This window comes from Phreatobacter aquaticus (genome assembly GCF_005160265.1).
GTDB lineage: Bacteria > Pseudomonadota > Alphaproteobacteria > Rhizobiales > Phreatobacteraceae > Phreatobacter > Phreatobacter aquaticus.
Genome location: NZ_CP039865.1, coordinates 539,399 through 562,623, shown reverse-complemented (window position 1 = coordinate 562,623; position 23,225 = coordinate 539,399). Strand labels below are relative to the sequence as shown.

26 protein-coding genes are annotated in these 23,225 nt (G+C 66.2%); 17 read left to right on the top strand and 9 right to left on the bottom strand.

What is annotated here, in order from left to right; genetic code table 11:
* Positions 1-4: 4 nt before the first annotated feature.
* Positions 5-265 carry a hypothetical protein gene (locus tag E8L99_RS02520; RefSeq protein WP_137098071.1) on the bottom strand — a complete coding sequence of 87 codons (261 nt, stop codon included), beginning with the start codon at positions 263-265 and terminating at the stop codon, positions 5-7.
* A gap of 284 nt (positions 266-549) precedes the next feature.
* On the opposite strand from E8L99_RS02520, the gene E8L99_RS02515 reads away from it, so the two are divergent.
* Entirely contained in the window at positions 550-1,209 is a 660-nt protein-coding gene (locus E8L99_RS02515; protein ID WP_137098070.1) for a TetR/AcrR family transcriptional regulator, read from the top strand.
* Here E8L99_RS02515 and E8L99_RS02510 read toward each other — a convergent pair.
* Positions 1,206-2,996 carry a cation:proton antiporter domain-containing protein gene (locus E8L99_RS02510; RefSeq protein ID WP_137098069.1) on the bottom strand — a complete coding sequence of 597 codons (1,791 nt, stop codon included), beginning with the start codon at positions 2,994-2,996 and terminating at the stop codon, positions 1,206-1,208. The genes E8L99_RS02515 and E8L99_RS02510 overlap by 4 nt on opposite strands.
* Before the next feature lie 677 nt (positions 2,997-3,673).
* Between E8L99_RS02510 and E8L99_RS02505 the strand changes: the two genes are divergently transcribed.
* The 3 genes from E8L99_RS02505 to E8L99_RS02495 all read left to right on the top strand — a co-directional run bounded on the left by E8L99_RS02505 (position 3,674) and on the right by E8L99_RS02495 (position 5,975).
* Entirely contained in the window at positions 3,674-4,819 is a 1,146-nt protein-coding gene (locus E8L99_RS02505; RefSeq protein ID WP_137098068.1) for a type III PLP-dependent enzyme, read from the top strand.
* A gap of 121 nt (positions 4,820-4,940) precedes the next feature.
* On the top strand, positions 4,941-5,537 hold the full coding sequence (locus E8L99_RS02500) for a GNAT family N-acetyltransferase (protein WP_137098067.1): 597 nt from the start codon (positions 4,941-4,943) through the stop codon (positions 5,535-5,537).
* A gap of 102 nt (positions 5,538-5,639) precedes the next feature.
* The gene (locus E8L99_RS02495; protein ID WP_137098066.1) at positions 5,640-5,975 is read left to right on the top strand and encodes a hypothetical protein; all 336 of its coding nucleotides are present in this window, start codon (positions 5,640-5,642) and stop codon (positions 5,973-5,975) included.
* 87 nt (positions 5,976-6,062) lie between these two features.
* Here the strand turns inward: E8L99_RS02495 and E8L99_RS02490 are convergent, their stop codons facing one another.
* Positions 6,063-7,073, bottom strand: coding sequence for an ABC transporter substrate-binding protein (locus E8L99_RS02490; RefSeq protein WP_137098065.1), 1,011 nt, complete (start codon positions 7,071-7,073; stop codon positions 6,063-6,065).
* Positions 7,074-7,265: 192 nt separating this feature from the next.
* Between E8L99_RS02490 and E8L99_RS02485 the strand changes: the two genes are divergently transcribed.
* From E8L99_RS02485 to E8L99_RS02475, 3 genes are read left to right on the top strand one after another with little or no spacing between them, the layout of a single operon-like run.
* Positions 7,266-7,730: an Lrp/AsnC family transcriptional regulator gene (locus E8L99_RS02485; protein WP_137098064.1), complete on the top strand. Its 465-nt coding sequence runs from the start codon at positions 7,266-7,268 to the stop codon at positions 7,728-7,730.
* 2 nt (positions 7,731-7,732) lie between these two features.
* A complete protein-coding gene (locus E8L99_RS02480; protein WP_137101918.1) occupies positions 7,733-8,122 on the top strand; it encodes a RidA family protein in 390 nt (129 codons plus the stop codon).
* 5 nt (positions 8,123-8,127) lie between these two features.
* Positions 8,128-8,934: a creatininase family protein gene (locus E8L99_RS02475; RefSeq protein ID WP_137098063.1), complete on the top strand. Its 807-nt coding sequence runs from the start codon at positions 8,128-8,130 to the stop codon at positions 8,932-8,934.
* Between the two features lie 21 nt (positions 8,935-8,955).
* On the opposite strand, the gene E8L99_RS02470 is transcribed toward E8L99_RS02475, so the two are convergent.
* Entirely contained in the window at positions 8,956-9,480 is a 525-nt protein-coding gene (locus E8L99_RS02470) for a DedA family protein (RefSeq protein WP_137098062.1), read from the bottom strand.
* 194 nt (positions 9,481-9,674) lie between these two features.
* Between E8L99_RS02470 and E8L99_RS02465 the strand changes: the two genes are divergently transcribed.
* Positions 9,675-10,646: a phosphoribosylaminoimidazolesuccinocarboxamide synthase gene (locus tag E8L99_RS02465; RefSeq protein ID WP_137098061.1), complete on the top strand. Its 972-nt coding sequence runs from the start codon at positions 9,675-9,677 to the stop codon at positions 10,644-10,646.
* Positions 10,647-10,848: 202 nt separating this feature from the next.
* On the opposite strand, the gene E8L99_RS02460 is transcribed toward E8L99_RS02465, so the two are convergent.
* The 4 genes from E8L99_RS02460 to E8L99_RS02445 form a co-directional block, all read right to left on the bottom strand.
* Positions 10,849-11,472, bottom strand: coding sequence for a 2,3-bisphosphoglycerate-dependent phosphoglycerate mutase (locus E8L99_RS02460; RefSeq protein WP_137098060.1), 624 nt, complete (start codon positions 11,470-11,472; stop codon positions 10,849-10,851).
* A gap of 12 nt (positions 11,473-11,484) precedes the next feature.
* A complete protein-coding gene (gene dapB / locus E8L99_RS02455; RefSeq protein WP_137098059.1) occupies positions 11,485-12,300 on the bottom strand; it encodes a 4-hydroxy-tetrahydrodipicolinate reductase in 816 nt (271 codons plus the stop codon).
* Between the two features lie 386 nt (positions 12,301-12,686).
* Positions 12,687-13,934, bottom strand: a complete 1,248-nt coding sequence (locus E8L99_RS02450; RefSeq protein ID WP_137098058.1) for a M20 family metallo-hydrolase — start codon at positions 13,932-13,934, stop codon at positions 12,687-12,689.
* Positions 13,935-14,040: 106 nt separating this feature from the next.
* A complete protein-coding gene (locus E8L99_RS02445) occupies positions 14,041-15,420 on the bottom strand; it encodes an aminotransferase-like domain-containing protein (RefSeq protein ID WP_168201528.1) in 1,380 nt (459 codons plus the stop codon).
* A 99-nt stretch (positions 15,421-15,519) separates the two neighbouring features.
* On the opposite strand from E8L99_RS02445, the gene E8L99_RS02440 reads away from it, so the two are divergent.
* From E8L99_RS02440 to E8L99_RS02430, 3 genes are all read left to right on the top strand, one after another.
* A complete protein-coding gene (locus tag E8L99_RS02440; RefSeq protein WP_137098056.1) occupies positions 15,520-15,909 on the top strand; it encodes a DUF983 domain-containing protein in 390 nt (129 codons plus the stop codon).
* Between the two features lie 113 nt (positions 15,910-16,022).
* Positions 16,023-16,673 carry a DUF1007 family protein gene (locus E8L99_RS02435; protein ID WP_168201527.1) on the top strand — a complete coding sequence of 217 codons (651 nt, stop codon included), beginning with the start codon at positions 16,023-16,025 and terminating at the stop codon, positions 16,671-16,673.
* Entirely contained in the window at positions 16,673-17,647 is a 975-nt protein-coding gene (locus E8L99_RS02430; RefSeq protein WP_137098054.1) for a nickel/cobalt transporter, read from the top strand. The genes E8L99_RS02435 and E8L99_RS02430 overlap by 1 nt, the downstream gene beginning before the upstream one ends.
* A 67-nt stretch (positions 17,648-17,714) precedes the next feature.
* Here E8L99_RS02430 and E8L99_RS02425 read toward each other — a convergent pair whose 3' ends face one another.
* Positions 17,715-18,245: a GcrA family cell cycle regulator gene (locus E8L99_RS02425; RefSeq protein ID WP_137098053.1), complete on the bottom strand. Its 531-nt coding sequence runs from the start codon at positions 18,243-18,245 to the stop codon at positions 17,715-17,717.
* Positions 18,246-18,653: 408 nt separating this feature from the next.
* Here E8L99_RS02425 and E8L99_RS02420 point away from each other — a divergent pair, with 408 nt between their 5' ends.
* From E8L99_RS02420 to argF, 6 genes are all read left to right on the top strand, one after another.
* The gene (locus tag E8L99_RS02420) at positions 18,654-19,007 is read left to right on the top strand and encodes an ArsR/SmtB family transcription factor (RefSeq protein ID WP_137098052.1); all 354 of its coding nucleotides are present in this window, start codon (positions 18,654-18,656) and stop codon (positions 19,005-19,007) included.
* The gene (locus tag E8L99_RS02415; RefSeq protein ID WP_137098051.1) at positions 19,004-19,534 is read left to right on the top strand and encodes an arsenate reductase ArsC; all 531 of its coding nucleotides are present in this window, start codon (positions 19,004-19,006) and stop codon (positions 19,532-19,534) included. Before E8L99_RS02420 ends, E8L99_RS02415 begins: the two co-directional genes overlap by 4 nt.
* Positions 19,531-20,217 (top strand): aquaporin, encoded by a 687-nt coding sequence (locus E8L99_RS02410; RefSeq protein ID WP_137098050.1) that lies wholly within the window; start codon positions 19,531-19,533, stop codon positions 20,215-20,217. Before E8L99_RS02415 ends, E8L99_RS02410 begins: the two co-directional genes overlap by 4 nt.
* Positions 20,214-20,618, top strand: a complete 405-nt coding sequence (gene arsC, locus E8L99_RS02405; RefSeq protein WP_137098049.1) for an arsenate reductase (glutaredoxin) — start codon at positions 20,214-20,216, stop codon at positions 20,616-20,618. The genes E8L99_RS02410 and arsC overlap by 4 nt, the downstream gene beginning before the upstream one ends.
* Before the next feature lie 163 nt (positions 20,619-20,781).
* Positions 20,782-21,978 (top strand): aspartate aminotransferase family protein, encoded by a 1,197-nt coding sequence (locus E8L99_RS02400; RefSeq protein ID WP_137098048.1) that lies wholly within the window; start codon positions 20,782-20,784, stop codon positions 21,976-21,978.
* Positions 21,975-22,937: an ornithine carbamoyltransferase gene (gene argF, locus E8L99_RS02395; protein ID WP_137098047.1), complete on the top strand. Its 963-nt coding sequence runs from the start codon at positions 21,975-21,977 to the stop codon at positions 22,935-22,937. The genes E8L99_RS02400 and argF overlap by 4 nt, the downstream gene beginning before the upstream one ends.
* Positions 22,938-23,225 lie beyond the last annotated feature (288 nt).

The following is a 23,225-nucleotide window of genomic DNA, read 5'->3' as shown; positions in this document are numbered from 1 at the left end:
CGGCTCAATTGTTGCGCAGCAGGTCGAGATCGCTGCGGTCGCGCTGGCTCAGCTGGCTCTGGGCGGCAGGCGCCTGGATGGTGGTGAAGGCCTGCGGGCGGGCATGGGGACCGCGGAACTCGCGGGGCGAAGCCTGCAGGCTGATGTCGCGCTCCGGCGTGCCGGCGAAACCGTTGTCGATGCCGCCTTCGGCGAGGGCGGGGCCAGCCGAGACAAGAGCAGTGACGGCGAGGGCGAGCAGGGACTGGGTGAGGGTCTTGGTCATGGTCTTACTCCTTCAGACCGATTGTTGGGTTGCCGCTGGGCGTCCTCGGTCGGAGACGGCAAGCGGAGGGCGTGCGCGGACCGGGGTGCCGGCCGCGAAAGGGAAAGTCAGGGACTGGAATGACAGGGAACGGGATCAGGTCAGGCTGGCGAGGCGATCCCTTGGGACGTGGTTGTCAATGGCTGTCCTTGTCTGTATGTTGTCACTGTAAATATGCTTGTAGCGATGACCCGACAGGGCGTCAACAAAAATATTTACAGTGACAACATTTTTTGAAGGGCGTCATGATAGAAGCCAAGAAGGCCAAGGGCGCGGCCCCTGCTGCTGCAAAGGAGCGGGCGGCGCCCTATCACCACGGGTCTCTGCATGAGGCACTGATCAAGGCAGCTGAAGACATCCTGCGCACCGAAGGGCTTCAGGGCCTGACGCTGAGGGCGGCGGCGCGCGCCGCGGGCGTTTCCCATGCGGCGCCGACCAACCATTTCGGCGATATCCGGGGCTTGCTCAGCGAACTGGCCGCCGTGGGCTTCGTCCGCTTCCACGACGCGCTGGAAGCCAAGGCCAAGGGCGCCGCAACGCCGGCCGAGCGCGGCCTGGCGTTCGGCGAAGCCTATGTCGAATTCGCCACGGCGCAGCCGGATCTGTTCCTGCTGATGTTCCGGGGCGAGCGGCTGGATCTCGAACGCCCGGCGCTCAAGGCTGCCATTGACGCATCCTTCGTCCAGCTGGCCCAGTCAGCCGATCGCCGGCCGAATCCCGCCTCGGTCCTGGACCTCGATCAGGCGGCGCAGATCGCGGGCGCGTGGTCGCTCGTTCACGGCTTCGCTATGCTGATGATCGATGGCCGACTGAAACCGCTGCTCCAGCGGACCGGGCCGGGAGTTGACGAGATGACCCTGCTCCGGTCGATGCTCCGGCAGCCGCGCGGTCAGACAGGCGGCTAGCTGCCCAGCCTCGAGCGCACCGCCTTGCTGACCCGGCCCGGGTCGGCGCCGGCCGCCTGCAACTCCTTGCGGAAGACGTCGCGGCGTTCGTGGACCGAGGCGATGACGAGGCCAGCGGGTACGCCGAGGTCGAACAGCACGGCTTCGGAGAGCTGCAGGCTCGCCTCGATCGTCTCCGGAACCGCATCGGTGACGCCGAGCTTGTAGAGCGCCTTGGCGTGGTCGGCATCGCGGGCGCGGGCAACGATCGTCAGGTCGGGGCGGATTGCGCGGGCAAGGCTGGCAATCTCGTCCAGAGCGCCGGCAGTGTGCAGCGTGAGGACCAGGGCTGCGGCCTCCCTGATGCCGCAGGATTCGAGGAAGGCCTGGTTGTTGGCATCGCCATAATAGACGGGGTGACCGTGGCGGCGGAGGTCGCTGATCTCGCGGGCATCGCGGTCGACCGCGACAAAGGGCACCTTGTGGGCCTTGAGCATCTCGCAGACGAGCTGGCCGACCCGGCCGTAGCCGACCACGATCACGCGCTTTTCGGCACTGGTCGGCGGCCTTTCCAGCAGAGCCGGATCGACAGGCACGGCGCTTTTCATCCGGTCGGCATAGAGCTGGCCGAGCTTGTCGAGCAAGGGCACGGTCGCCATCGAAAAGGCGGTCAGCGTGGTGATGAAGGCGGCCAGCGGTTGGGAGATGATTCCTGAGCCAGTGGCCTGCCCCATGATGACGAAGGCGAACTCTCCGGCTGGCGCCAGCAGCAGCGCGGTGCGCAGCGACACCGTCCAGCTCTGTCCGAACAGCCGCACCAGCGGAACGAGGAGAGCGATCTTCGCGGCAATCAGCCCAATGAAGGCGGCTGCGAACAGCAGCGGCATCTTGATGATGATGGCGATATCGATGGACAGGCCGACAGAGAGAAAGAACGCGCCGAGCAGCAGCGTCTTGAAGGGCTCGAGCGTCGCTTCGATCGCGCGGCGGTATTCCGTCTCCGCAAGGATGAGACCGGCCACGAAGGCGCCGAGCGCCATGGAGACGCCGAAGGCGGCCGTGACCATGCCGGTTCCGACCACGATGAGAACGGCGGCGGCCATGAAGGCCTGCGGTTCGTCGACGGATGCGACATGTTTCAGCAGCGGGCGCAGCATGAGGCGGCCGACCAGGACGACGACCGCGATGGCCACCACGCCCTGCAGCATCGCGATGGCGAGGCCGCCGAGCACCGAGCCGCCGCCACGGGTCGCCAGTGCACCGACCAGAAACAAGAGCGGAATGACCGCCAGATCCTGCATCAGCAGGACAGCGAATGTGGCGCGCCCGGAAGCACTGGACAGCCTGCGCTTGGCGGCGAGGTGCTCGACCACGATGGCGGTGGACGACAAGGCCAGCGCGCCGCCGATGATGATGGCGGCGGCGCCGCTTGCCCCCGCCCACCAGGCGACAAGTCCAATGACCGTCATGGCGCCGACGATCTGTGCCGAGCCGAGGCCGAGCACCAGCTTCTTCATGCGGGTGAGGCGCTCGTAGGACAGCTCGATGCCGATGAGAAACAGGAGGAAGACGACGCCGAGCTCGCCGAGCATGGCGAAGGTGGCCTCGTCCGTCACGGCGATATAGCGGAGCCAGGGCAGTGCGGAAACGAGCTGGCCGAGCCCATGGGGGCCAATGATGGCACCGATGCCGAGGAAGCCGAGGGCGGAGGAAATGCCGAGCCGCCCGAGGATGGGAACGGCGACCGCAGTCGTGCCGAGGATCAGGACAACATCCTTGTACGCGCTGAGGTCGACGGTTGCTGCCATGCGGGGGAGGGCCTTCGAACTGGAGGGGGGATCACACCGTCAGACGGTAGCCTGCGACGGATTGTCCTGTCCACCGGCGATGCCTTTCTGAACCTTCGTTAAGCCGATGATCGGCCACACAAAAAATCTTGTTCCGGGAGGCATGAAAGGTCTTGCACGGGGGGCGGAATCTGCTATCTACCCCTTGCCCAATTTCGCACGTGCCTGTGGTTGCGTGCCGGTTGGTGGGCATTCGGACAAGAGGCCGAACAGCCGCCCGAAGACTTGGGAATGCGCCGGAGATCTGCCGGGCCGTGTTCCAGGGGCGTCGCAAGACGCGGGGTCTTCGATACCTAACCGGCAGCCGGAGGCAAACCGGCGAACTCTGCCCTCCGCAGAGGACGCGACTTGAAGCAACGACGATCGGGCTTTTTTGGTCTCAGCCGGTGTCCAGAGCCGGCGACTGAAGAGGCTTGTTCTTCTTGCCGGCCGTGCGGTCAGGGTTCCCCCCTAGCCAAACGAAGGCGTTTCACCCGGTGGCAGGCATCAGCCTGGTCCAGCGGTGATCACGTCTCGGCGAACGTCATCGGGTGATGACCGTTACCGGTGTTCCGTCTCCAAAGCGGCCCCGGGAAGCGCGATTTGCCCATGGGTTCAACCCTTTTCGGGTCCTTGAAGGGACCTGTGGGGAGGCTATCATGACCGACCGCATCCGCGAGTTCCTCCGCAACCGACGTGAGGACGGCCCGATTCTCGTCGTCGACCTTGAGGTCGTCGCCGAAAACTTCGCGACTTTCGCCAAGGCTCTGCCCGACACGCGCGTGTTCTACGCCGTGAAGGCCAACCCTGCGCCCGAAATCCTCAACCTGCTCGCCGAGATGGGTTCCTGCTTCGATTGCGCCTCCGTGGTGGAAATCGAGCAGGCGCTTGCCACCGGCGTTGCCGCCGACCGCGTGTCGTTCGGCAACACGATCAAGAAGGAAAAGGACATCGCCCGGGCGCTTGCCTATGGCGTGCGCCTCTTCGCGGTCGATTGCGAGCCGGAGGTCGAGAAGATCGCCCGCCAGGCCAAGCTGATCGGTGCCCAGGACGTCAAGGTGTTCTGCCGCTTCCTGCAGGATTGCGAAGGCGCGGAATGGCCGCTGTCGCGCAAGTTCGGCTGCGCTGCCGAGATGGCGCCGCAGGTGCTGGAGCATGCCCATCGTCTCGGCCTCACCGCCTATGGCCTGTCGTTCCATGTCGGATCGCAGCAGACCAATCTCGGCGCCTGGGATCAGGCCCTGACCACCGCTTCGTCGATCTTCCGCACGCTCGCCGAGCGCGGCATCGAGCTGAAGATGGTCAATATGGGCGGCGGCTTCCCGACCAAGTACCTGAAGGACGTGCCGGCGGCGGAAGCCTATGGCGCATCCATCTTCGATGCGCTGACCAAGCATTTCGGCAACCGCATCCCGGAAACGATCATCGAGCCGGGTCGCGGCATGGTCGGCAATGCCGGCATCATCGAGGCTGAGGTCGTCCTCATCTCGAAGAAGTCGGACACCGACGAGGTGCGCTGGGTCTATCTCGACATCGGCAAGTTCCAGGGGCTCGCCGAGACCATGGACGAGGCGATCCGCTATCCGATCCGCACCATCCACGACGAGGACGCCAAGGTCCCCTGCGTGCTGGCCGGGCCGACCTGCGATTCCGTCGACGTGATGTACGAGAAGTCGCCCTACATGCTGCCCTTCTCGCTCTCGATCGGCGACAAGGTGCTGATCGAAGCGACGGGTGCCTATACGACGACCTATTCGACGGTCGGCTTCAACGGCTTCCCGCCGCTGGACAGTATCTGCATCTGAAGACTTTTCCCGCCCGGTGATGCCGGGCGGGTTTTCCTCACAATCAAAAAGTCCCGACCGGCCAAGCGCGTCTTGGTACGAGGGCTGTCGTCTGTCTCTTGCCCAGAGAAGGACCGCGGCCATGAGCCTGCATGTCTCCGATTTCACCCCCGCCGCCATCGTCGTCGCCGACGAGCAGGCCCGCCATGTCTCGGCCCGCGACGCGCTGCTCGATCAGGCCTTCGGTCCGGACCGCTCTGCCAAGACGTCCGAGCGCCTGCGTGAGGATCGTCTGCCGGCCGAGGGACTGGCCCTTGTCGCGCTCTCGGCCGAGCGGCTCGTCGGCACGGTGCGCCTGTGGAACGTCACGCTCGGCGCTGGCCGGCCGGCGCTGCTGCTCGGCCCCATCGCGGTCGATGGGCAGATCCGGTCGGCTGGCATCGGCGCTGTCCTGATGCGCGAGGCGCTGGCCCGTGCAGCCGATCTTGGCCATCGCGCGGTGATCCTGGTCGGTGACGAGGCCTATTATCGCCGGTTCGGTTTCTCGGCCCAGGGCATGGACCGGCTGTGGATGCCGGGACCGCTCGATCGCGCGCGGTTTCTCGGCCTGGAACTGGCACCCGGCGCGCTTGCCGGTGCCCATGGCCTGGTCGGTGCAACGGGCAGGGCGGCGGTACGTTGGCCGGATGTCGAGATCTTCGGCCGGGGCGAGCGGGGCGATGTCCGGATGGCCGCGTGAAAGCGCGGCCTTTCGGTCACACATCGTCAACGAGTGGTGTCCATGCTCTCGACCGGGACACGCGGCAGGGTTAAGCTTGCCGCGACGCATCGGGAGTCGTTCATGAACGCCAAGCTGGCCGCCGGCCTTTTCGCAGCTATCGCCGCCCTCACCGTTGAGGCCGCGACCCAACAGGCCGAGGCGCAGCAGCGCCGGCGGGCGGTTCCCGAAGTGCGTGTCAACCGTCCGAGCTGGCTGGTGACGCCGAAGGTCGCCTTCCCGGGCGACAGCATGTCGATGCGGCCCGACATTCTCTACTCGCCCTACACGGTCAATGGCGATCCGGTCGCGCTGTCATCGAGCATGCGTGGCAAGGTCGGTCGCGATCGCTTCTGGGGCGCCCCGGGCTACACGGTTCAGTGGCCGTGGCCGGCCGCCTTCTATGGCAGCAACAACTGAGCCTCGACGAACAGGATTTCGAAAGAGCCGGCCTTTGGGCCGGCTTTTTTGTTGGAATGACCTCTTGTCACATCGTTCCGGGCCGGCTCACGTCCGGCGCAGTTCCCGGCCCAGGCCCTTGTTGACGAAGCGCGCGTCGAAGGCCTGCCGCCAGTCGGTCGCGGGCTTGGCGATCCCGACCCGCACCATCATGTCGAAGAAGCCCTTCACCCGGGCCTCCGTCATGGCGCCGATGCCGAGTGACAGCGTGTCGCCGGAATCGGCAATGCCAAAGTCCCGCATCCGGGAGGTCGCATAGGCGATCCGGTCAGCGGTCATGTCGGGGTTCTGCTTCATGATCAGCTGATTTGCCGACGACGCATCGCCATAGAGATAGGCGTACCAGCCGAGGATCGACGCCTCGACGAAGCGCTGCACCGTCGAGGGCTTGTTGGCCAGCGTGTCCCGCCGCGTCTCGATGGTCGTCGCATAGGGATCGAAGCCTGCATCGGCGAGCAGGAATACCTTGGGCGCGAAGCCTGCCGCCTTCTCGATCGAATAGGGTTCCGAGGTCACATAGCCCTGCATGGCTGAGCGCTTGTCGACGAGGAAGGGCTGCGAATTGTAGGTGTAGGGCTTCACCTGTTCGTCGCGGAAGCCATGCTCGGCCTTCATCCAGCGCCAGAAGGTGGCGACACCCGCTTGCGCGACGAACAGGGTCGGCAGCGTCTTCAGGTCGGCGAAGCGCTCGATGCCCTGGCCGGGGTGAGCCAGGAAACATTGCGGCTCCTTCTGGAACATGGCGGCCACCGCCAGCGTCGGCACGTTCTGCTCCACCGCCGAGACGGTCTGGATCAGGTTGCCGCCCATGAAGAAGTCGAGGCGGCCGGCGGAGAGCAAGAGCCGATTGTTCACCTGCGGCCCGCCTGGAACGATCGTCACGTCCAGGCCGTGGCGGGCATAGGTGCCGTCGGCGACGGCCTGGTAGAAGCCGCCATGTTCCGCCTGCGCGACCCAGTTGGTGCCGAACGTCACTTTCTCCAGCGGCTGGCCAAGGCCGATGCGCGGCGCGGCGAGCGTCGATGCGAGGCCGGCAAGGAAGGTGCGGCGGGTGGCCATGGGGGAGTGCCTCCAGACATGAGGAATCCTGACAGACTAGCCGATCTGTTGCGGCGCACAATGGACCGCTGGTTGCCGCCGGCCCCGGAGATGATGGTCAGCCGATGGCCGCTCTCGCCATTGGCCGGGCGACGGTCTAAATCTGAGGGCAGCCGCACCGTTTCGGTCAAACTTTGGGATCATGGGCCCGTCATGGACGATACCGACCGCCGCATCCTCCAGGTCCTCCAGCAGGACGCCTCGCTGTCGATCGCGGAGATCGCGTCGCGCGCCGGCCTGTCGACCACGCCGGCCTGGAAGCGCATCCAGAAGCTCGAGGCAGAAGGCATCATCCGGGGCCGGGTTGCGTTGCTCGATCCGAAGAAGCTTGGCCTCGGCCTTACCGTCTTCGTCTCGGTGGAGACGTCCGATCATTCCGAGGGCTGGCTTGCCCGCTTTGCGGAACTCGTCTCGGCCATGCCGGAGGTGATGGAATTCTACCGGATGGCCGGCGATGTCGATTACATGCTGCGCGTGGTCGTGGCCGACATGGATGCCTATGATGCCTTCTACAAGCGGCTGATCGCCCAGGCGCCGCTGAAGAATGTCACGTCGCGCTTCGCCATGGAGCGCATCAAGCAGACCACCGCCCTGCCGCTCCAGCCGATTGTCAAATGACCATGCTCGACAAGCGCACGCCCGCGGCGCTGCCCGCGCCCTTCGCCAAATATTCCCATTCGGTGATCGTGCCGGCCGGCACGCGCATGCTGTTCTGCTCGGGTCAGCTCGGCATTGCTGCCGACGCGACCGTGCCGGAGGGTTCGGAGGCGCAGGCCGATCTCTGCTTCCAGGCGATCGGTCACCTGCTCGCCGATGCCGGCATGGGCTTCGCCGATATCGTCCGGATCAATGCCTTCGTCACCGACCGCTCCGAGATGGCCGGCTACATGGCCTCGCGTGACCGGCACATGCCGACCCCGCCGCCGGCCTCCACCCTGATGATCGTGTCGGGTTTCACGCGGCCCGAGTTCAAGGTGGAGATCGAAATCGTCGCGGCGAAGAAGGACTGAGGGCCATGTTGCCGCGACAGCTCTGGGCCGAGATGACGACGGAGGAGTTCCGGACCTCCGACACGTCGCAATGGATCGCGGTGCTGCCGATCGCGGCTGTCGAGCAGCATGGGCCGCATCTGGCTGTCGCCGTCGATACGGTGATCGCCGAGGGCAATCTTCAGGCTGTCCGCGACATCCTGCCGAAAGGGCTGCCAGTCACGTTCCTGCCTGTCGTCTGGATGGGCAAGTCGGACGAGCATCTGTCGTTTCCCGGCACGCTGACCATTTCGGCCGAGACCCAGATCCGGCTCCTGACCGAGCTTGGCGACAGCGTGGCGCGGGCCGGCGTGAAGAAGCTGATCATCGCCAATTCCCATGGCGGCAATGTCGCGGTGATGGAGATCGTCGCGCGGGAGCTGCGCCAGCGCCATTCCATGCTGGTGGTGCAATGTTCGTGGACAAGGCTCGGCCAGCCCGACGGGCTGTTCGCGGACGCGGAGACCCGCCACGGCATCCATGGCGGCGCCATCGAGACGTCGCAGATGCTGCATTTCCGGCGCGACCTCGTCCACATGGCGAAGGCGCGCGATTTCGTCTCGGCGGCGGTGGCGATGGAGGCGCGCTACGAGCGCCTGCGGGCAACCGGCCCGATCAGCTTCGGCTGGATGAGCGAGGATCTCTCTGTTGCGGGTGCCATCGGCAATGCGGCGGCAGCCACGCCGGCGGACGGGCGGCTCCTGACCGAGCACGTGGCGAAGGCCTTCGTGGCGCTGCTGGAGGATGTCCGGCGGTTCCCGGTGGACAAGCTCGGCAGCGGCTCGCTGGGCTGAACGGACCTCTTCCAATCCGGCCTATTTGTGCAGGAACGGCAGGTACTGGCCGAGATAATTGCCAGGCAGCAACAGCGCGCCGGCCCAGATGAAGGCCGAGACGACATTGGCGATCTGGAACTTCACCTGCGGCATGGCGACCATGCCGGCGATCAGCGGCACGGAGGCGCGGAGCGGCCCCGAGAAACGGCCGAGGAAGATCGCCCAGACGCCCCATTTCTCGAAGAAGGCATGGCCCTTGGGCAGCATGTCCGGATATTTCGACAAGGGCCAGATCTGGCCGACCTTGTCCTTGAACACGTAGCCGAACCAGTAGGAGATCCAGTCGCCGGCTGCGGCGCCGAGGGCGGCCGCGATCAGGATCGGCGTGAAGGGAATTCCGGCCGTGCCCATCAGCGGGCCGAAGGCGACGATCATCGCCCAGGCGGGCACGATCAGCGACAGCACGGCGAGGGATTCGGCAAAGCACAGCGCGAAGATGATGGCGGGGGCCCAGGCCTGGTTGGCCTTGACGAACTCGATGAAGGGGCCGACGAGCGTATCCATTGGGCTCTCGCGTGTGAGGGTGCCGGAGCGAAGACGGTTCGAGCCTGCTGGTCAAGCGTTTCGACCGCAACGCGCCCGCAAGCCGCGTGGATTTCGCGGTGGCATGAGGTCGCGGCCTTGTCCTCCGGGACCATCAGGCTCTATGAGGGCCGCGGCGGCGGACAGAGCATGATCCGCCGCGACGGGAGACGGACATGGATCTGGCGGACCTCAAGCGGCGCGCGGGCGAAGTGCTCAACGACGCGACGATCCCCGAACTGCCGAACCATTACCGTGGCAAGGTGCGCGACAATTACGACCTCGCCGACGGCAGCCGGATCATCATCGCGACCGACCGCATCTCGGCCTTCGACATCATCCTCGCCGCCATTCCCTTCAAGGGCCACGTACTGACCCAGACGGCGCGCTACTGGTTCGAGCAGACGGCCGACATCTGTCCGAACCACGTCATCGCCTATCCCGATCCGAATGTGGTGGTGGGCAAGCGGCTCGACATCCTGCCGGTGGAGATCGTGGTGCGCGGCTATCTGGCCGGGACCACCGGCACCTCGGTGCTGACCATGTACAACAAGGGGCAGCGGCAGATGTACGGCATCACACTGCCCGACGGCATGAAGGCCAACCAGAAGCTCCCCGCGCCGATCATCACGCCGACCTCCAAGGCCTTCGATGGCGGCCACGACGAGCCGCTGACGCCCGACGAGATCCTGGCCAAGGGCCTGCTGACGAAACAGCAGTGGGAGACGCTGCAGACTTACGCCTTCGCGCTGTTTGCGCGCGGGCAGCAGAAGGCGGCCGAGCGGGGGCTGATCCTGGTCGACACGAAATATGAGTTCGGCACCGATGCCGACGGCCGCATCGTGCTGGCGGACGAGATCCACACGCCGGATTCCAGCCGCTACTGGCGCGCCTCGACCTATCCCGAGCGGTTCGAACGTGGCGAGAAGCCAGACAGTTTCGACAAGGACTTCGTGCGCAACTGGGTGGTGGCGCGCTGCGACCCCTACAAGGATCCGGTGCCGGCTATCCCGCAGGATGTGATCGTGGCGACGGCGGCGGTCTATATCGAGGCGTTCGAGACGATCACCGGGAAGAGGTTCGATCCGGCGGAAGAGACCGGCCCGGTGATCGAGCGGATCCGGGCGAACCTGAAGCGGTATTTCTGACGGCTTGGTTCGAAGGGGAACCCCGCCCCAGCCCTCCCCGCAAGCGGGGAGGGGGGGCTAGCGCGCTCGTTGGTCCCTGTCGCCCACCGCAAATCCCTATCGCATACAGGACCGAACCATCCGCTGGCGGCATCCGCCCCCTCCCCGATTGCGGGGAGGGTTGGGGTGGGGTGCCTGCGAGAGGTGAGGGAAAAGCGCTCGCTTACCCCTCCAGCACCTGCTTCGACGCCACCGTCGTATCGGCGTTCAGCCGGTAGACCAGCGGCACGCCGGTCTTCAGTTCCAGTGAGGGGATCGTCGTGCTGTCGAGATGGTCGAGCACCATGATCAGTGCGCGCAGCGAATTGCCGTGGGCTGCCACCAGCACTCGCTCGCCGCGCATCACCCGCGGCAGGATCGTCTCGACATAATAGGGCAGCACGCGGGCCACCGTGTCCTTCAGGCTCTCGCCACCCGGCGGCGGCACGTCATAGGAGCGGCGCCAGATGTGCACCTGCTCGTCGCCATATTTATCCGCCGTCTCCTTCTTGTTGAGGCCGGAGAGGTCGCCGTAGTCGCGCTCGTTCAGCCGCCAGTCGCGGATGGTCTCGAGGTTCGGCTGGCCGATCTCGCTGAGGATCAGGTCGCAGGTGCGCTGCGCCCGCGACAGGTCGGAGGTAAACGCGATGTCGAAGGAGATGCCGAGCGCCTTCAGACGGCGCCCACCGGCCTTGGCTTCCTCGACGCCCTTGTCGGTCAGGCCCGGGTCCTTCCAGCCGGTGAACAGGTTCTTCAGGTTCCACTCGCTCTCGCCATGGCGGGAGAGCACGAGAAGCCGCTCGGTCATGCTGGATGTCCTTCAGAGATCAGTGAGGCCGAGAACGTCGGCCATGGAATAGAGACCGGCGGGCTTGCCCTTGGCCCAGATCGCGGCCTTGAGCGCGCCGCGGGCGAACAGGCCGCGGTCCTCGGCGAAATGGGAGAGCGAAATGCGCTCGGCGGGGCCGGCGAAGGTGACGGTGTGGTCGCCGACCACGGTGCCGCCGCGGAGCGCCGCAAAGCCGATGGCGCCGCGCTTGCGCGGACCGGTATGGCCGTCGCGGCCGCGTTCCGACTGTTGGGCGAGATCGATGCCGCGGCCGGCGGCGGCGGCCTCGCCGAACATCAGCGCGGTGCCGGAGGGCGCATCGATCTTCTTGTTGTGGTGCATCTCGACGATCTCGATGTCGAAATCCTCGTCGAGGGCGGCGGCGGCCTTCTTCACCAGCGCCTGCAGCAGGTTCACGCCGAGCGAGTAATTGCCCGACTTCATGATGGTCGCCATGCGCGCCGAGGAGGCGATCGCCTCTTCCTCGGCGACCGAGAAACCGGTCGTGCCGATGACATGGACCTTGCGGTGCTTGGCGGCGAGGCCGGCAAGCTCCACCGAGACGGCGGGAATGGTGAAATCGATGATGCCGTCGGCCTGGCCGAGGGCCAGATCGGCATTGGACGAGATCTGCACCAGCGCGCGGCCGGCGCCGGCCAGCAGTCCGGCATCCTCGCCGATCGCGACATGCCCCTCGGGCTCGATCGCGCCCGACAGTTTCAGCCCCGGCGTCTCCTGGATGAGACGGACCAGCACGCGGCCCATGCGGCCGGCGGCTCCGGCAATGACAAGGCGCATATCGGACATGGATTCCTCCGCGGCAACGCTCGGCAGCGCGGTCTAGCAGCCGGGGAGAGCGATGGGAAGCGGGTGGGAGAGGGGGGGATGGTCAGGCCAGCACTCCCGAACGTCATGCCCGCCCTTGTGGCGGGCATCCACGTCTGCCCTTGGGGCCGTTCGCAAAGAAGGCGTGGATGGCCGGCACAAGGCCGGCCATGACGGTGGAGAGGTTGCAACCGATAAGCCGCGTTCCGACGGCTGCAAGAGGTCCTTCGAGGCTCGCTTACGCTCGCACCTCAGGATGAGGACGGGATCGTGTCCGCTCCCCTGTCGGCTGAAACCTGGGCTCGGCCCTCTCCCCACCTCATCCTGAGGTGCGAGGCGAAGCCGAGCCTCGAAGGATTACGTCAGCCTCACCTCGCGTCGTAGGCGATCAGCGCTTCCAGCAGAACCTGCGTGCCATTGGCGCATTCGTCCTGCGTCGAGCTCTCCTCCTCGTTGTGGGAGAGGCCGTCCTTGCAGGGCACGAAGATCATCGCGGTCGGGCAGACGCGCGCCGTGTAGGCGGCATCATGGCCGGCGCCCGAGACCATGTCGCGGGTCGGCAGGCCGAGCTTGTCGGCAGCGGCCTTGACGGCTGCGACGCAGCCGGCATCGAACACCACAGGCGGGGAATCCCAGAACTCGCTGACCACGGCCGTTCCATGGTGACGCTCGGCCGCCTTCTCGATGACGGTCAGCGCCTTCACCTTCATGGTCTGCAGCTGGGACGCGTCGGGGTGGCGGAGGTCGAGGGTGAAATCGATCTGGCCGGGGATGATGTTGATCGAGGCGGGCTTCGCCTCGACGATGCCGATGGTGGCAAGCCCATAGGGCGCATGGTCGAGGGCGATCTGGCGCAGCGCCACAGCGGCTTCAGCGAAGGCCGCCAGCGCATCGCGGCGATAGGGCATGGGCGTGGTGCCGGCATGGCTCTCGCGACAGGTGATCGAGACGTTGAACCAGCGCATGCCCTGCACGCCCTTGACCACGCCGATGGGCAGCTTCTCCTCCTCGAGGATCGGCCCCTGTTCGATATGCAGCTCGAAATAGGCGGCGAATTCCAGCGAGCCCGGGGCGACCTTGCCGCGATAGCCGATGGCGTCGAGCGCCTCGCCCAGGGTGACGCCGTCGCGGTCCTTGATCGCGTCGGCATGGGCCTGGGTGAACGTGCCGGCATAGACGCCGGAGCCGACCATGGCGGGCGAGAAGCGCGAGCCTTCCTCGTCGGTCCAGTTGACGAGGGCTATCGGGTGGTTGGTCTCGTAGCCGGCCTGGTGCAGCGTCTTCAGCACTTCAAGCCCGCCGATCACGCCGAGACAGCCGTCGAACTTGCCGCCGGTCGGCTGGGTGTCGAGATGGCTCCCCATGGCGATCGGCTTGAGCGAGGCATCCTTGCCCGGCCGGATCGCCGTCATGTTGCCGACGGTGTCGATGTGGATGGTGCAGCCGAGAGCCTCGCACTCGGTCTTGAACCAGTCGCGGATCTGGCGGTCCTCGTCGGTCAAGGTCAGGCGCTTGATGCCGCCCTTCGGCGTGCCGCCAATCTTGGCGGTGTCCATGAGCATGTCCCAGAGACGGCGGCTGTCGATGGTCAGGTTGCCGATGGTCGGGCTGGGCATGGAATCCTCATGAGGTCGCGCTAGGTCAGGTGGGCCGACCATTTCACCGGCGATGGGAGCAGGCAAGGGGCCTGGATCAAGGGAGCCGTGCGCAGCGGTCCCGATGTCAGATCAAGGCGGCGGGGCCGGGCGGCCCGGCAAGCAGCGCGTCGATGCGGCGGGCGCTGCGGCGGAGCGAGCCCAGATCGTCGAAAGCGCCCAGCGACAGCCGCGCGGCACGGGGTGCGTCCGGCGTGGCGGCGAACGCCTCGGCCGGTACGACCGACAGACCGCCCGTTCCAATGGCGGCGGCGAGAGCCATCGGCGTCCAGCTCTGCGGCAGGGAGAGCCAGGCATGCGGACAATGCGGATCGGCGCGAAGGTCGTGCCCGCCAAGGACCTCGACAAGAATGGCATGTCGCGCCGCCGTTTCCCGCAGGATCGCCTGGGTGATCTCCGCCAGCGTGCCTGTCTTCAGCCAGAGCGTTGCCAGCGCCGCATTGAGCGGCGGCGCCATGATCGAGGACGCGTGGATCTCCGAAGACAGCCGCAGCGCGCTGCCGGCCGTGGGCGCCACGACATAGGCGATCCGCAAGGCGGGGGTCGCGCATTTGGCGAGGCTCGCGATGTGCCAGGTGCGCTCCGGTGCCAGCGTGGCGATCGCGGCAAGCGGGTCGGGGACAAGGGCGCCATAGGCATCGTCCTCGATGATCGTCAGGTCATGAGCGCGGGCGATCTTGGCAATGGCCTGCCGGCGTTCGACCGGCAGCGTCGCGGTCGTCGGGTTGTCGAGGGTCGGCACGCAATAGAGCGCCGCGGGTCGCTCCGTTCTGCAGAGCTGTTCGAGATGGTCGGGATCGAGCCCGGTGCCATCGGCTTCACAGGCCACCGCCCGGTAGCCGCGCGCCTCGATCAGCGCCTTCATGCCGGGGAATGTGGCGCGACCGACGATCACCGTGCTGTTCGGTGCCAGGATCTGATGGCAGATCGCCGACAGCGCGGCCTGCGCGCCACCGGCCACCATCACGCGATCTTCCTCGATCGCACCGAGCCTCGGCCTGAGCCACTCGGCGGCGGCCGATCGGTCAGTCAGCGCGCCGCCGGGTTCCTGATAGTGCAGGCGGGCCGCCGCATCGGGTGCCTCCAGCACGGTGCGATAGCCGTCCCGCAGGCGTTCGCAGAGATGCAGGCTCGCCGGGTGGGGCGTCAGATTCATGGAGAGGTCGACAGCGGCACCGATGGCGGGCGCAGGGCTGCGGGTCTTCGTATCGCGGACAAAGCTGCCGCGCCGACCGGCCGCCTCGATCAGACCGTCGCGTCTCACCTCGTTCAGCGCGCGCGTCACCGTGGTGAGGTCGATGCCGAGGCGGGCTGCCAGTTCGCGCTGCGGCGGCAAGGGGGCGCCCGGTGCGAGCCGGCCGGACGCGATGTCTTCGGCCAGTGCTGCCGCCAGCGCCAGATATTTCGGGCCGCGCCTGCCGGCGAGCGACGGCATCCAGTCCGCCATCGCGGCTGTTCTCCTTGACATTGTCTGCAATCGAAATACATACAAAATACTGCAAGTCAAGAGTTTGTATGGATTTTATCCATGCAGGGAGTTTCCACCATGACCGAGCATGAATGGCCGCCGCTGTCGCCGATGAAGACCGGGCCTTTCGGACGGTGTCCGCGCTGCGGTGAGGGGCATCTGTTCGACGGCTTCCTGAAGATCGCACCGAGCTGCGAGGTCTGCGGGCTGGACTACAGCTTCGCCGATCCGGCCGATGGTCCGGCCTTCTTCGTCATGATGTTCGCCTGCGTGCCCTGCGTGATCCTGGCGCTCTGGCTGGAGGTGAGCTTCCAGGCCCCGGTCTGGGTGCATCTCGTCACCACCCTGCCGTTCGGCCTGCTGACCTGCATTCCGCCGCTCCGGCCGCTGAAAGGCTGGCTGGTGGCGTCGCAATTCTTCTTCAAGGCCGAGGAGGGACGCCTCGTCACCAAGGACAATCCGGCCTGAGGCTGCTCACCTTTCGGTGCGACGGCATCGCCGCTGGTCACGGGGCGCGACATTCGCCATATCTTGGCCGTGTTCAGCGCCTTTGTCTGGCGCTTCACTGCCGAGGACATCCCGTGCCGCGATTCCAGCCGATCACGCTGGCCCTTGCCGCTCTTGCCACCGTCCTGTGGTGGCAGCCGGTCAGCGCCCATCCGCATGTCACGGTGGAGACCGAGGCGCATCTGGTGTTTGACGCCCAGGGTCAGGTCGTCGGCCTGGAGCATGCCTGGACCTTCGACGAGATGTATTCGAGCTTCGCGCTGCAGGGGCTCGATACCAACCGTGACGGGCAATATTCCCGCGAGGAACTGGCCGAGCTCACCAAGATCAATGTCGAGAACCTCGCCCAGCAGAAGTTCTTCACGGTGATGCGCCATGAGCGGCGGTTCGTGTCCTTCGGTACGCCGCGCGATGCCTGGGGCGAGGTGAAGGACGGCAAGCTGGTCCTGCATTTCACCGCGCCGATCGCAACCCCGTTCAAGGGCGCAGGGCGGCCGATGACAGTCGAGATCTACGATCCCGACTTCTTCGTCGCGTTCACGCCGGCCGAGGGCGAGCCGATGCGGCTGGTCTCGGCGCCGGCCGAATGCCGGATCGACTATACCGCTCCGCGCGGCGGTGCCGCCAATCCCGGTACCCTGTCGGAGAGCTTCTTCCAGTCGCTGAATTCCAGTGCCAATTTCGGCCAGCAATTCGCCGGCAAATTCACGGTGCTGTGCCCGTGATGGCTCGTGCCTTCGGCCGGGGTGCCGCATGCCTCGTTCTTGCGGTCTGCGTCCTCGCACTCATCGATCCGGCTCTGGCGCAGGCGCCCCGCTCGGCTTTCGGCGGTGCGCCGCCAGCGCCAGGCCCCGGCGGCCTGGTCGGCTGGATCATCGAGCAGCAGGCGATGTTCTATCGCCAGCTCTCCGGCACGGTCCGGGCGATCCGGCAGGGCAATTCCGGCGCCTTCGCCTCCCTTGTCGGGTTGTCCTTCGTCTATGGCGTGTTCCATGCCGCTGGCCCCGGCCACGGCAAGGCGGTGATCTCGTCCTATATCGTGGCGACCGGCGAAACGATACGCCGGGGCGTGATCCTGGCCGCCCTGTCCTCGCTGGTGCAGGCTGTCACCGCCATTGCGCTGGTTGGAATCCTGGCGCTCGTGCTCGGCGCAACCGCCCGCACGATGGGGCAGGTGGTCAACTGGATCGAGATCTTCTCCTACGGGCTGATCGCCGCCATCGGTCTCAGGCTGCTCTGGTCCAAGGCCTCGGCCTTCTGGGTGCGCTTCCAGGCCTGGCGGCAGGGCCGACCGGTCTCCGGGCTCGCCTGCGACGACAATTGCGTCCATCTGCCCGCCGCCGAACAGGTGGAGCGCCTGTCGAGCTGGCGCGAGACGCTGGCCATCGTGCTGAGCGTGGGCCTCAGGCCCTGCACCGGCGCCGTGCTGGTGCTGGTCTTCTCGATGGCGCAGGGCATCGTCTATGCCGGGGTCGCCTCGGCTTTCGCCATGGCGGTGGGGACCGCCATCACGGTCGCGGTGATCGCCTCGATCGCCTCCAGCGCCAAGGCGCTCGCCGTCAGGCTTGCCTCGGCCAGGCCCGGCGCGCTCACTGTTGCCATGAGCCTCGCCGAAGTGGCGGCAGCTCTGGTGGTGGTGATCTTCGGCCTCGCGCTGCTCGCCGGCTATCTGGTGGTCGAGCGGATGGGGCCGTTCTGAGCGCCCAATAAAAAAGGGCGCGCCCCTTGCCGAGGCGCGCCCTGTTCATTCCGACAGTCGATGACGATCAGCGGGCGCCCATGGCCCGGCGGTCGCGCCTGCGGTCGACGACCGGCTGGTAGGCGATGCGCGCGTGGTAGGCGCAATAGGGCATTCCGGTCGACGAGCGCGCGCCGCAATAGCGGAACTCGTCCTTGCCCGGATCGCCGATCGGCCAGCGGCAGGAGGATTCCTTCAGCTCCATGATCGTGCAGCGCTCACCCATCGGCACGACATTGTCGAACTCGGGCAGCGGCTCGACGTGAAGGTCGGGCATCATGTCGGGTGCGGGCCGCGGCTTCAGCGCGGTGTTGCCGCGCGAGGCCGGCATGGACGGGCGCGGCGGCGCCGAGGGCGCCGATCGGACGGTCTTGCGGGGGCGCGGGGCCGACGAGGAGGGTGTCTTCGCCCTGCCCGAGAGGCCGAGCCGGTGAACCTTGCCGATGACGGCGTTGCGGGTGACCGAGCCCAGCTCGCCAGCGATCTGGCTGGCGCTCAGGCCGTCGTTCCAGAGCTTCTTCAGGAGCTCAACCCGGTCGTCGGTCCACTGCAGCTGCATATGCTGTCTCCTCACTGGGCATACGCCCGGGTGGCTTTGAATCGAACAACGCGCGCCGGCACCAATGGTGCCGTCACTGAAGACGCCGTTACGTGAATGATGTGGCCGCCACACGAGATGTCGTATGCCGACGGCCGGACACTACGCTATCGATTGAATCTGGTGCAAGAGTCCGGGGTCGGGAACAGCCGTTTTCCCCAAGGGGTTCGGGCTGTCGGCGAATCCATCCACAGGGGTGGTCGGGCATGCGGGACTCGAAGCGAGAGTCTTACCAATGTGTTAGCGAGGGTGTGCTTTTTGAGTCACATTCCCCGAATTTGATGAGACAGCTTGGAGTCTGCACGCGACGCCGGTTCAGCGTCGGCTTGGTGTCATGGGCTCGTCATATGGATCGGCTTATCTGGATATATGGAAAAATCCGAAGCCATCAAGGTTCTGGCAGCCCTCGCCCAGCCGACCAGGCTTGATGCGTTCCGCCATCTGGTGGCGGCCGAGCCCAATGGTATCGCCGCGGGTGATCTCGCCAGGCTTGCCGGCGTGCCGCAGAACACGTTGTCCGCCCATCTCGCCATTCTTGTTCAGGCGGGGCTTGCCCGGTCGCAGCGGCATAGCCGATCGATCGTCTATCACGCCGAGATCGACACGCTGCGCGCCGTGACGGTCTACCTGTTCCGGGACTGCTGCCAGGGACGGGCGGACCTGTGCATGCCGCTGATCAACGAATTGTCGCCCTGCTGCGCCGTCACGGAACCAAGCTCATGACAACACGCATCTTCAACGTCCTGTTTCTCTGCACCGGCAACACTGCCCGGTCGGTCCTGGCCGAGAGCATTCTGCGCAAGGAAGGCATGGGCAGGTTCCGTTCCTACTCGGCCGGCAGCCAGCCGAAGGGCGTGGTCAATCCCCTGGCTCTTAAGACGCTGGAGGCCTTTGGCTATCCAACCGAGGGCATGCGCTCGAAGAGCTGGAACGAGTTCGCCAATCAGGATGGTCCGAAGTTCGATTTCGTCTTCACCGTCTGCGACAATGCCGCCGGCGAGGCCTGTCCGGTCTGGCCGGGCCAGCCGATGACCGCCCATTGGGGCATTCCCGATCCGGCAGCGGTCGAGGGCAGCGAGGTGGAGAAGGAGCGGGCCTTCAACGAAGCGTTCCGCTACCTGAAGAACCGGATCTCGGTCTTCGTGGCGCTGCCGCTCGACACCCTCGATCGCATGGTGCTGAAGAGCCGGCTCGACGAGATCGGGCGGCTTGAGGGTGCGACCTCTCCCATGGGTGGGGACCGGTCGTGAGTGTGTTCGATCTGCCGCGCCGGCTCGCCGCCGAGGCGCTGGGCACCGCGGTGCTGGTTGCCACCGTGGTCGGCTCCGGCATCATGGCCGAGACCCTGACGCGCGATGTGGCGCTGGCGCTCCTCGCCAATACGCTGCCAACCGGTGCGATCCTGGTGGTGCTGATCACCCTGCTCGGTCCGATCTCGGGCGCCCATTTCAATCCGGCCGTGTCGATGGTCTTCGCCGTCCGGGGCGAATTGCCGGTCCGCGAGGCCGGGCTTTATGTGCTGGCGCAGATCGCAGGCGGCGTCGCTGGAACTCTCATCGCCCACCTGATGTTCGCGCTGCCGCTGTTCGAATTCTCCACCAAGGTGCGCACCGGCGGGGCCCAATGGTTCGCGGAAAGTGTCGCCGCCTTTGGCCTGGTCATGACGATCCTGGGCGGGATCCGCTTCGCGTCCCATGCGGTGCCCTGGCTGGTCGGCCTTTACATCACCGCCGCCTACTGGTTCACCGCCTCGACATCCTTCGCCAATCCGGCGGTGGCGATCGCCCGGTCGCTGACCAACACGTTCTCCGGCATCCGGCCGGTCGATCTGCCGGGGTTCATCGGCGCCGAGCTTGCCGGCGCGCTCATCGGTCTTGCCGTGATGGGCTGGCTTCTTGGCTCCCGGAACACCCATGAAAAGGTGTCATCATGACCATCACGATCTATCACAACCCCTCCTGCGGCACCTCGCGCAACACGCTCGCCATGATCCGGGCTGCGGGCGAGGAGCCGGTGGTGATCGAATATCTGAAGACCCCGCCGAGCCGGGAGAAGCTCGTGTCGCTGATCGCGGCCATGGGCCTCACGCCGCGCGCGCTTCTGCGTGAAAAGGGCACGCCCTATGCCGAACTGGGCCTCGATGCGGCCGATCTGACCGATGACCAGCTGATCGACGCCATGATGGCGCATCCGATCCTGATCAACCGGCCCATCGTCGAGAGTCCGAAGGGGACCCGTCTCTGCCGGCCTTCGGAGGAGGTGCTGGCACTGCTCGACGGGGCGCCCGAGACCTTCGTCAAGGAAGACGGCGAGGTGGTGGGGCGCCGCGGCTGACAGCCGTTCGCAGCCCGCGCCAATCTTGACTTTAACCAGTCTCGACCGCATAAATTTCAGTGCCGAGCCGCCCTTGAGGGCGGCCGTATTGTTTCTGGAAGTCTGGTTTTCCAGGCGACCGGTTTGATCTGGAAGCTCCCGGGAGTTTCGACAGGAGGTCGACGTGATTAGCCCGTTGATGCCGAACTATGCGCGGTCCGAACTTGCTTTCGAGCGGGGCGAGGGTAGCTGGCTGGTGACGGCGGACGGGCGACGAGTGCTCGATTTCGGCTCCGGCATCGCGGTCAATTCGTTGGGTCATGCCCATCCCCATCTCGTCGAGGTGCTGACCGAGCAGGCCAAGAAGCTCTGGCACGTCTCCAACCTGCATCAGGTGCCCGATGGCGACCGGCTGGCCCGTCGGCTGGTGGACGCGACCTTTGCCGACAGCGTGCTGTTCTGCAATTCCGGTGCGGAAGCCAACGAGGGCGCCATCAAGATGGCGCGCAAGTACCACGCCGTGCGCGGCGAGGAGAACCGCTTCCGCATCATCACGTTCGAGGGCGCCTTCCACGGCCGCACGCTCGCGACCATCGCGGCCGGCGGCCAGAAGAAGTACCTGGAAGGCTTCGGCCCGAAGGTCGAGGGCTTCGACCAGGTGCCCTTCGGCGACCATGAGGCGCTGGAGGCGATGATCGGGCCGGACACCGCCGCCCTGATGATCGAGCCGATCCAGGGCGAGGGCGGCTTGCGCGTCGTGTCCAACGAGGAGCTGCGCTATCTGCGCGAGCTCTGCGACAAGCACGGCCTGCTCCTGATCCTCGATGAGGTGCAGTCCGGCGTCGGCCGCACCGGCAAACTGTTCGCCCATGAATGGGCCGGCATCGAGCCGGACATCATGTCGATCGCCAAGGGCATTGGCGGCGGCTTCCCGCTCGGCGCCGTGCTGGCTGTCGAGAAATGCGCGGCGAATTTCACGCCCGGCACCCACGGCACGACCTTCGGCGGCAATCCGCTGGCCATGGCCGTCGGCAATGCCGTGCTGGACATTGTCCTGGCGCCCGGCTTCCTCGACGACGTCCAGCGCAAGTCGCTGCTTCTGAAGCAGAAGCTTGCCAGCGTCGCCGACCGCCATCCGAAGATCTTCGACGAAGTCCGCGGTTTCGGTCTGCTGACCGGCCTACATTGCGTCGTGGCCAATACCGAGGTCGCGGCGGAACTGCGCAAGGAGAACCTGTTGTCGGTTCCGGCCGGCGACAATGCGCTGCGCCTCATCCCGCCGCTGACCGTGACCGACGAGGAAATCGGACTCGCTGTCGATCGGCTGGAGACCGCCGCGCGCCATCTCGAGGCCGGCCTTGTCAGGGGAGCGGCCGAATGACCAGCCCCGCCAAGTCCCTCTCCGTTGTCGGCGGAAGCGCCGGCACCGGAACCCCCAAGCATTTCATCGATATCGGTGACTTCAATGCCGGCGAGCTCAAGGCGATCCTGGAGCGCGCCCGCAACCTGAAGCGCACGCGCCGTACCCCGGAGGCGGAGAAGCCGCTCGCTGGCAAGGTGCTGGCGATGATCTTCGAGCGGCCCTCGACGCGCACCCGCGTGTCGTTCGATGTCGGCATGCGCGAGCTTGGCGGCGAGACGATCACGCTGACGGGCGCCGAAATGCAGCTCGGCCGTGGCGAGACGATTTCGGACACGGCGCGGGTCCTGTCGCGCTATGTCGATGCGATCATGATCCGCATGCTCGACCACAATGCGGTGCGCGAGCTGGCTGATGCGGCCACCGTGCCGGTGATCAACGGCCTCACCAAGATGTCGCATCCCTGCCAGATCATGGCCGACATCATGACCTTCGAGGAGCACCGGGGCCCCATCCGTGGCAAGACCATTGCCTGGACGGGTGACGCCAACAACGTGCTCGGATCCTGGATCCAGGCCGCGCCGCGCTTCGGCTTCAAGCTGAACATCGCGACGCCCGAGGAACTGGCCCCGCGCCGCGAGATCATCGCGGCCGCCCAGCGCGAGGGCGCCGACGTAACCTGGTCAGCCGATCCCTATCATGCGGCGGCGGCGGCCGATTGCGTGGTGACGGATTGCTGGGTGTCGATGGGCGACGAGGATGCCGGCCGTCGGCACAATCTCCTCAAGGCCTATCAGGTCAACAAGCAGCTGATGAGCGCGGCGAATTCGGATGCGCTGTTCATGCACTGCCTGCCGGCCCATCGCGGCGAGGAAGTCACCGACGAGGTGATGGACGGCCCACAATCCGTGGTGTTCGACGAGGCCGAGAACCGTCTGCACGCGCAGAAGGGCGTGCTCGCCTGGTGCTTCGGGGTCTGATCTCACGGGGTTCACCCCACCCCAACCCTCCCCGCAAGCGGGGAGGGGGCTCAGTGCGCCGCCGTTGCGAGCGCGTCGGGTCGCGGTGAGGGGCGACCTTCCCCCTCCCCTCGTGAGGGGAGGGTCGGGGTGAGGTTCTTTCATCTCCCCGTCACAGCCGCCAGCAGCCAGAGCGAGCCCTCGCTCCTGTTCCACATCGGCTCTGCCATGCATCGGTCTTGAGGCCTCTTCTCTCGAGAACCATTCAAGGCTATGAGACCCGCCACCTTTTGCTGATCCGGAGGCCCA

Bases quoted from the DNA above. Each gene is read 5' to 3' on its own strand.
- E8L99_RS02500 (WP_137098067.1), top strand. From the start codon at position 4,941: ATGAGCCTGCATGTCTCCGATTTCACCCCCGCCGCCATCGTCGTCGCC.
- E8L99_RS02420 (WP_137098052.1), top strand. From the start codon at position 18,654: ATGGAAAAATCCGAAGCCATCAAGGTTCTGGCAGCCCTCGCCCAGCCG.
- E8L99_RS02440 (WP_137098056.1), top strand. From the start codon at position 15,520: ATGACCGAGCATGAATGGCCGCCGCTGTCGCCGATGAAGACCGGGCCT.
- E8L99_RS02430 (WP_137098054.1), top strand. From the start codon at position 16,673: ATGGCTCGTGCCTTCGGCCGGGGTGCCGCATGCCTCGTTCTTGCGGTC.
- E8L99_RS02445 (WP_168201528.1), bottom strand. From the start codon at position 15,420: ATGGCGGACTGGATGCCGTCGCTCGCCGGCAGGCGCGGCCCGAAATAT.
- E8L99_RS02520 (WP_137098071.1), bottom strand. From the start codon at position 265: ATGACCAAGACCCTCACCCAGTCCCTGCTCGCCCTCGCCGTCACTGCT.
- E8L99_RS02415 (WP_137098051.1), top strand. From the start codon at position 19,004: ATGACAACACGCATCTTCAACGTCCTGTTTCTCTGCACCGGCAACACT.
- E8L99_RS02460 (WP_137098060.1), bottom strand. From the start codon at position 11,472: ATGACCGAGCGGCTTCTCGTGCTCTCCCGCCATGGCGAGAGCGAGTGG.
- dapB (WP_137098059.1), bottom strand. From the start codon at position 12,300: ATGTCCGATATGCGCCTTGTCATTGCCGGAGCCGCCGGCCGCATGGGC.
- E8L99_RS02505 (WP_137098068.1), top strand. From the start codon at position 3,674: ATGACCGACCGCATCCGCGAGTTCCTCCGCAACCGACGTGAGGACGGC.
- E8L99_RS02470 (WP_137098062.1), bottom strand. From the start codon at position 9,480: ATGGATACGCTCGTCGGCCCCTTCATCGAGTTCGTCAAGGCCAACCAG.
- E8L99_RS02485 (WP_137098064.1), top strand. From the start codon at position 7,266: ATGGACGATACCGACCGCCGCATCCTCCAGGTCCTCCAGCAGGACGCC.
- E8L99_RS02425 (WP_137098053.1), bottom strand. From the start codon at position 18,245: ATGCAGCTGCAGTGGACCGACGACCGGGTTGAGCTCCTGAAGAAGCTC.
- argF (WP_137098047.1), top strand. From the start codon at position 21,975: ATGACCAGCCCCGCCAAGTCCCTCTCCGTTGTCGGCGGAAGCGCCGGC.
- arsC (WP_137098049.1), top strand. From the start codon at position 20,214: ATGACCATCACGATCTATCACAACCCCTCCTGCGGCACCTCGCGCAAC.
- E8L99_RS02510 (WP_137098069.1), bottom strand. From the start codon at position 2,996: ATGGCAGCAACCGTCGACCTCAGCGCGTACAAGGATGTTGTCCTGATC.
- E8L99_RS02490 (WP_137098065.1), bottom strand. From the start codon at position 7,073: ATGGCCACCCGCCGCACCTTCCTTGCCGGCCTCGCATCGACGCTCGCC.
- E8L99_RS02480 (WP_137101918.1), top strand. From the start codon at position 7,733: ATGCTCGACAAGCGCACGCCCGCGGCGCTGCCCGCGCCCTTCGCCAAA.
- E8L99_RS02450 (WP_137098058.1), bottom strand. From the start codon at position 13,934: ATGCCCAGCCCGACCATCGGCAACCTGACCATCGACAGCCGCCGTCTC.
- E8L99_RS02495 (WP_137098066.1), top strand. From the start codon at position 5,640: ATGAACGCCAAGCTGGCCGCCGGCCTTTTCGCAGCTATCGCCGCCCTC.
- E8L99_RS02475 (WP_137098063.1), top strand. From the start codon at position 8,128: ATGTTGCCGCGACAGCTCTGGGCCGAGATGACGACGGAGGAGTTCCGG.
- E8L99_RS02465 (WP_137098061.1), top strand. From the start codon at position 9,675: ATGGATCTGGCGGACCTCAAGCGGCGCGCGGGCGAAGTGCTCAACGAC.
- E8L99_RS02515 (WP_137098070.1), top strand. From the start codon at position 550: ATGATAGAAGCCAAGAAGGCCAAGGGCGCGGCCCCTGCTGCTGCAAAG.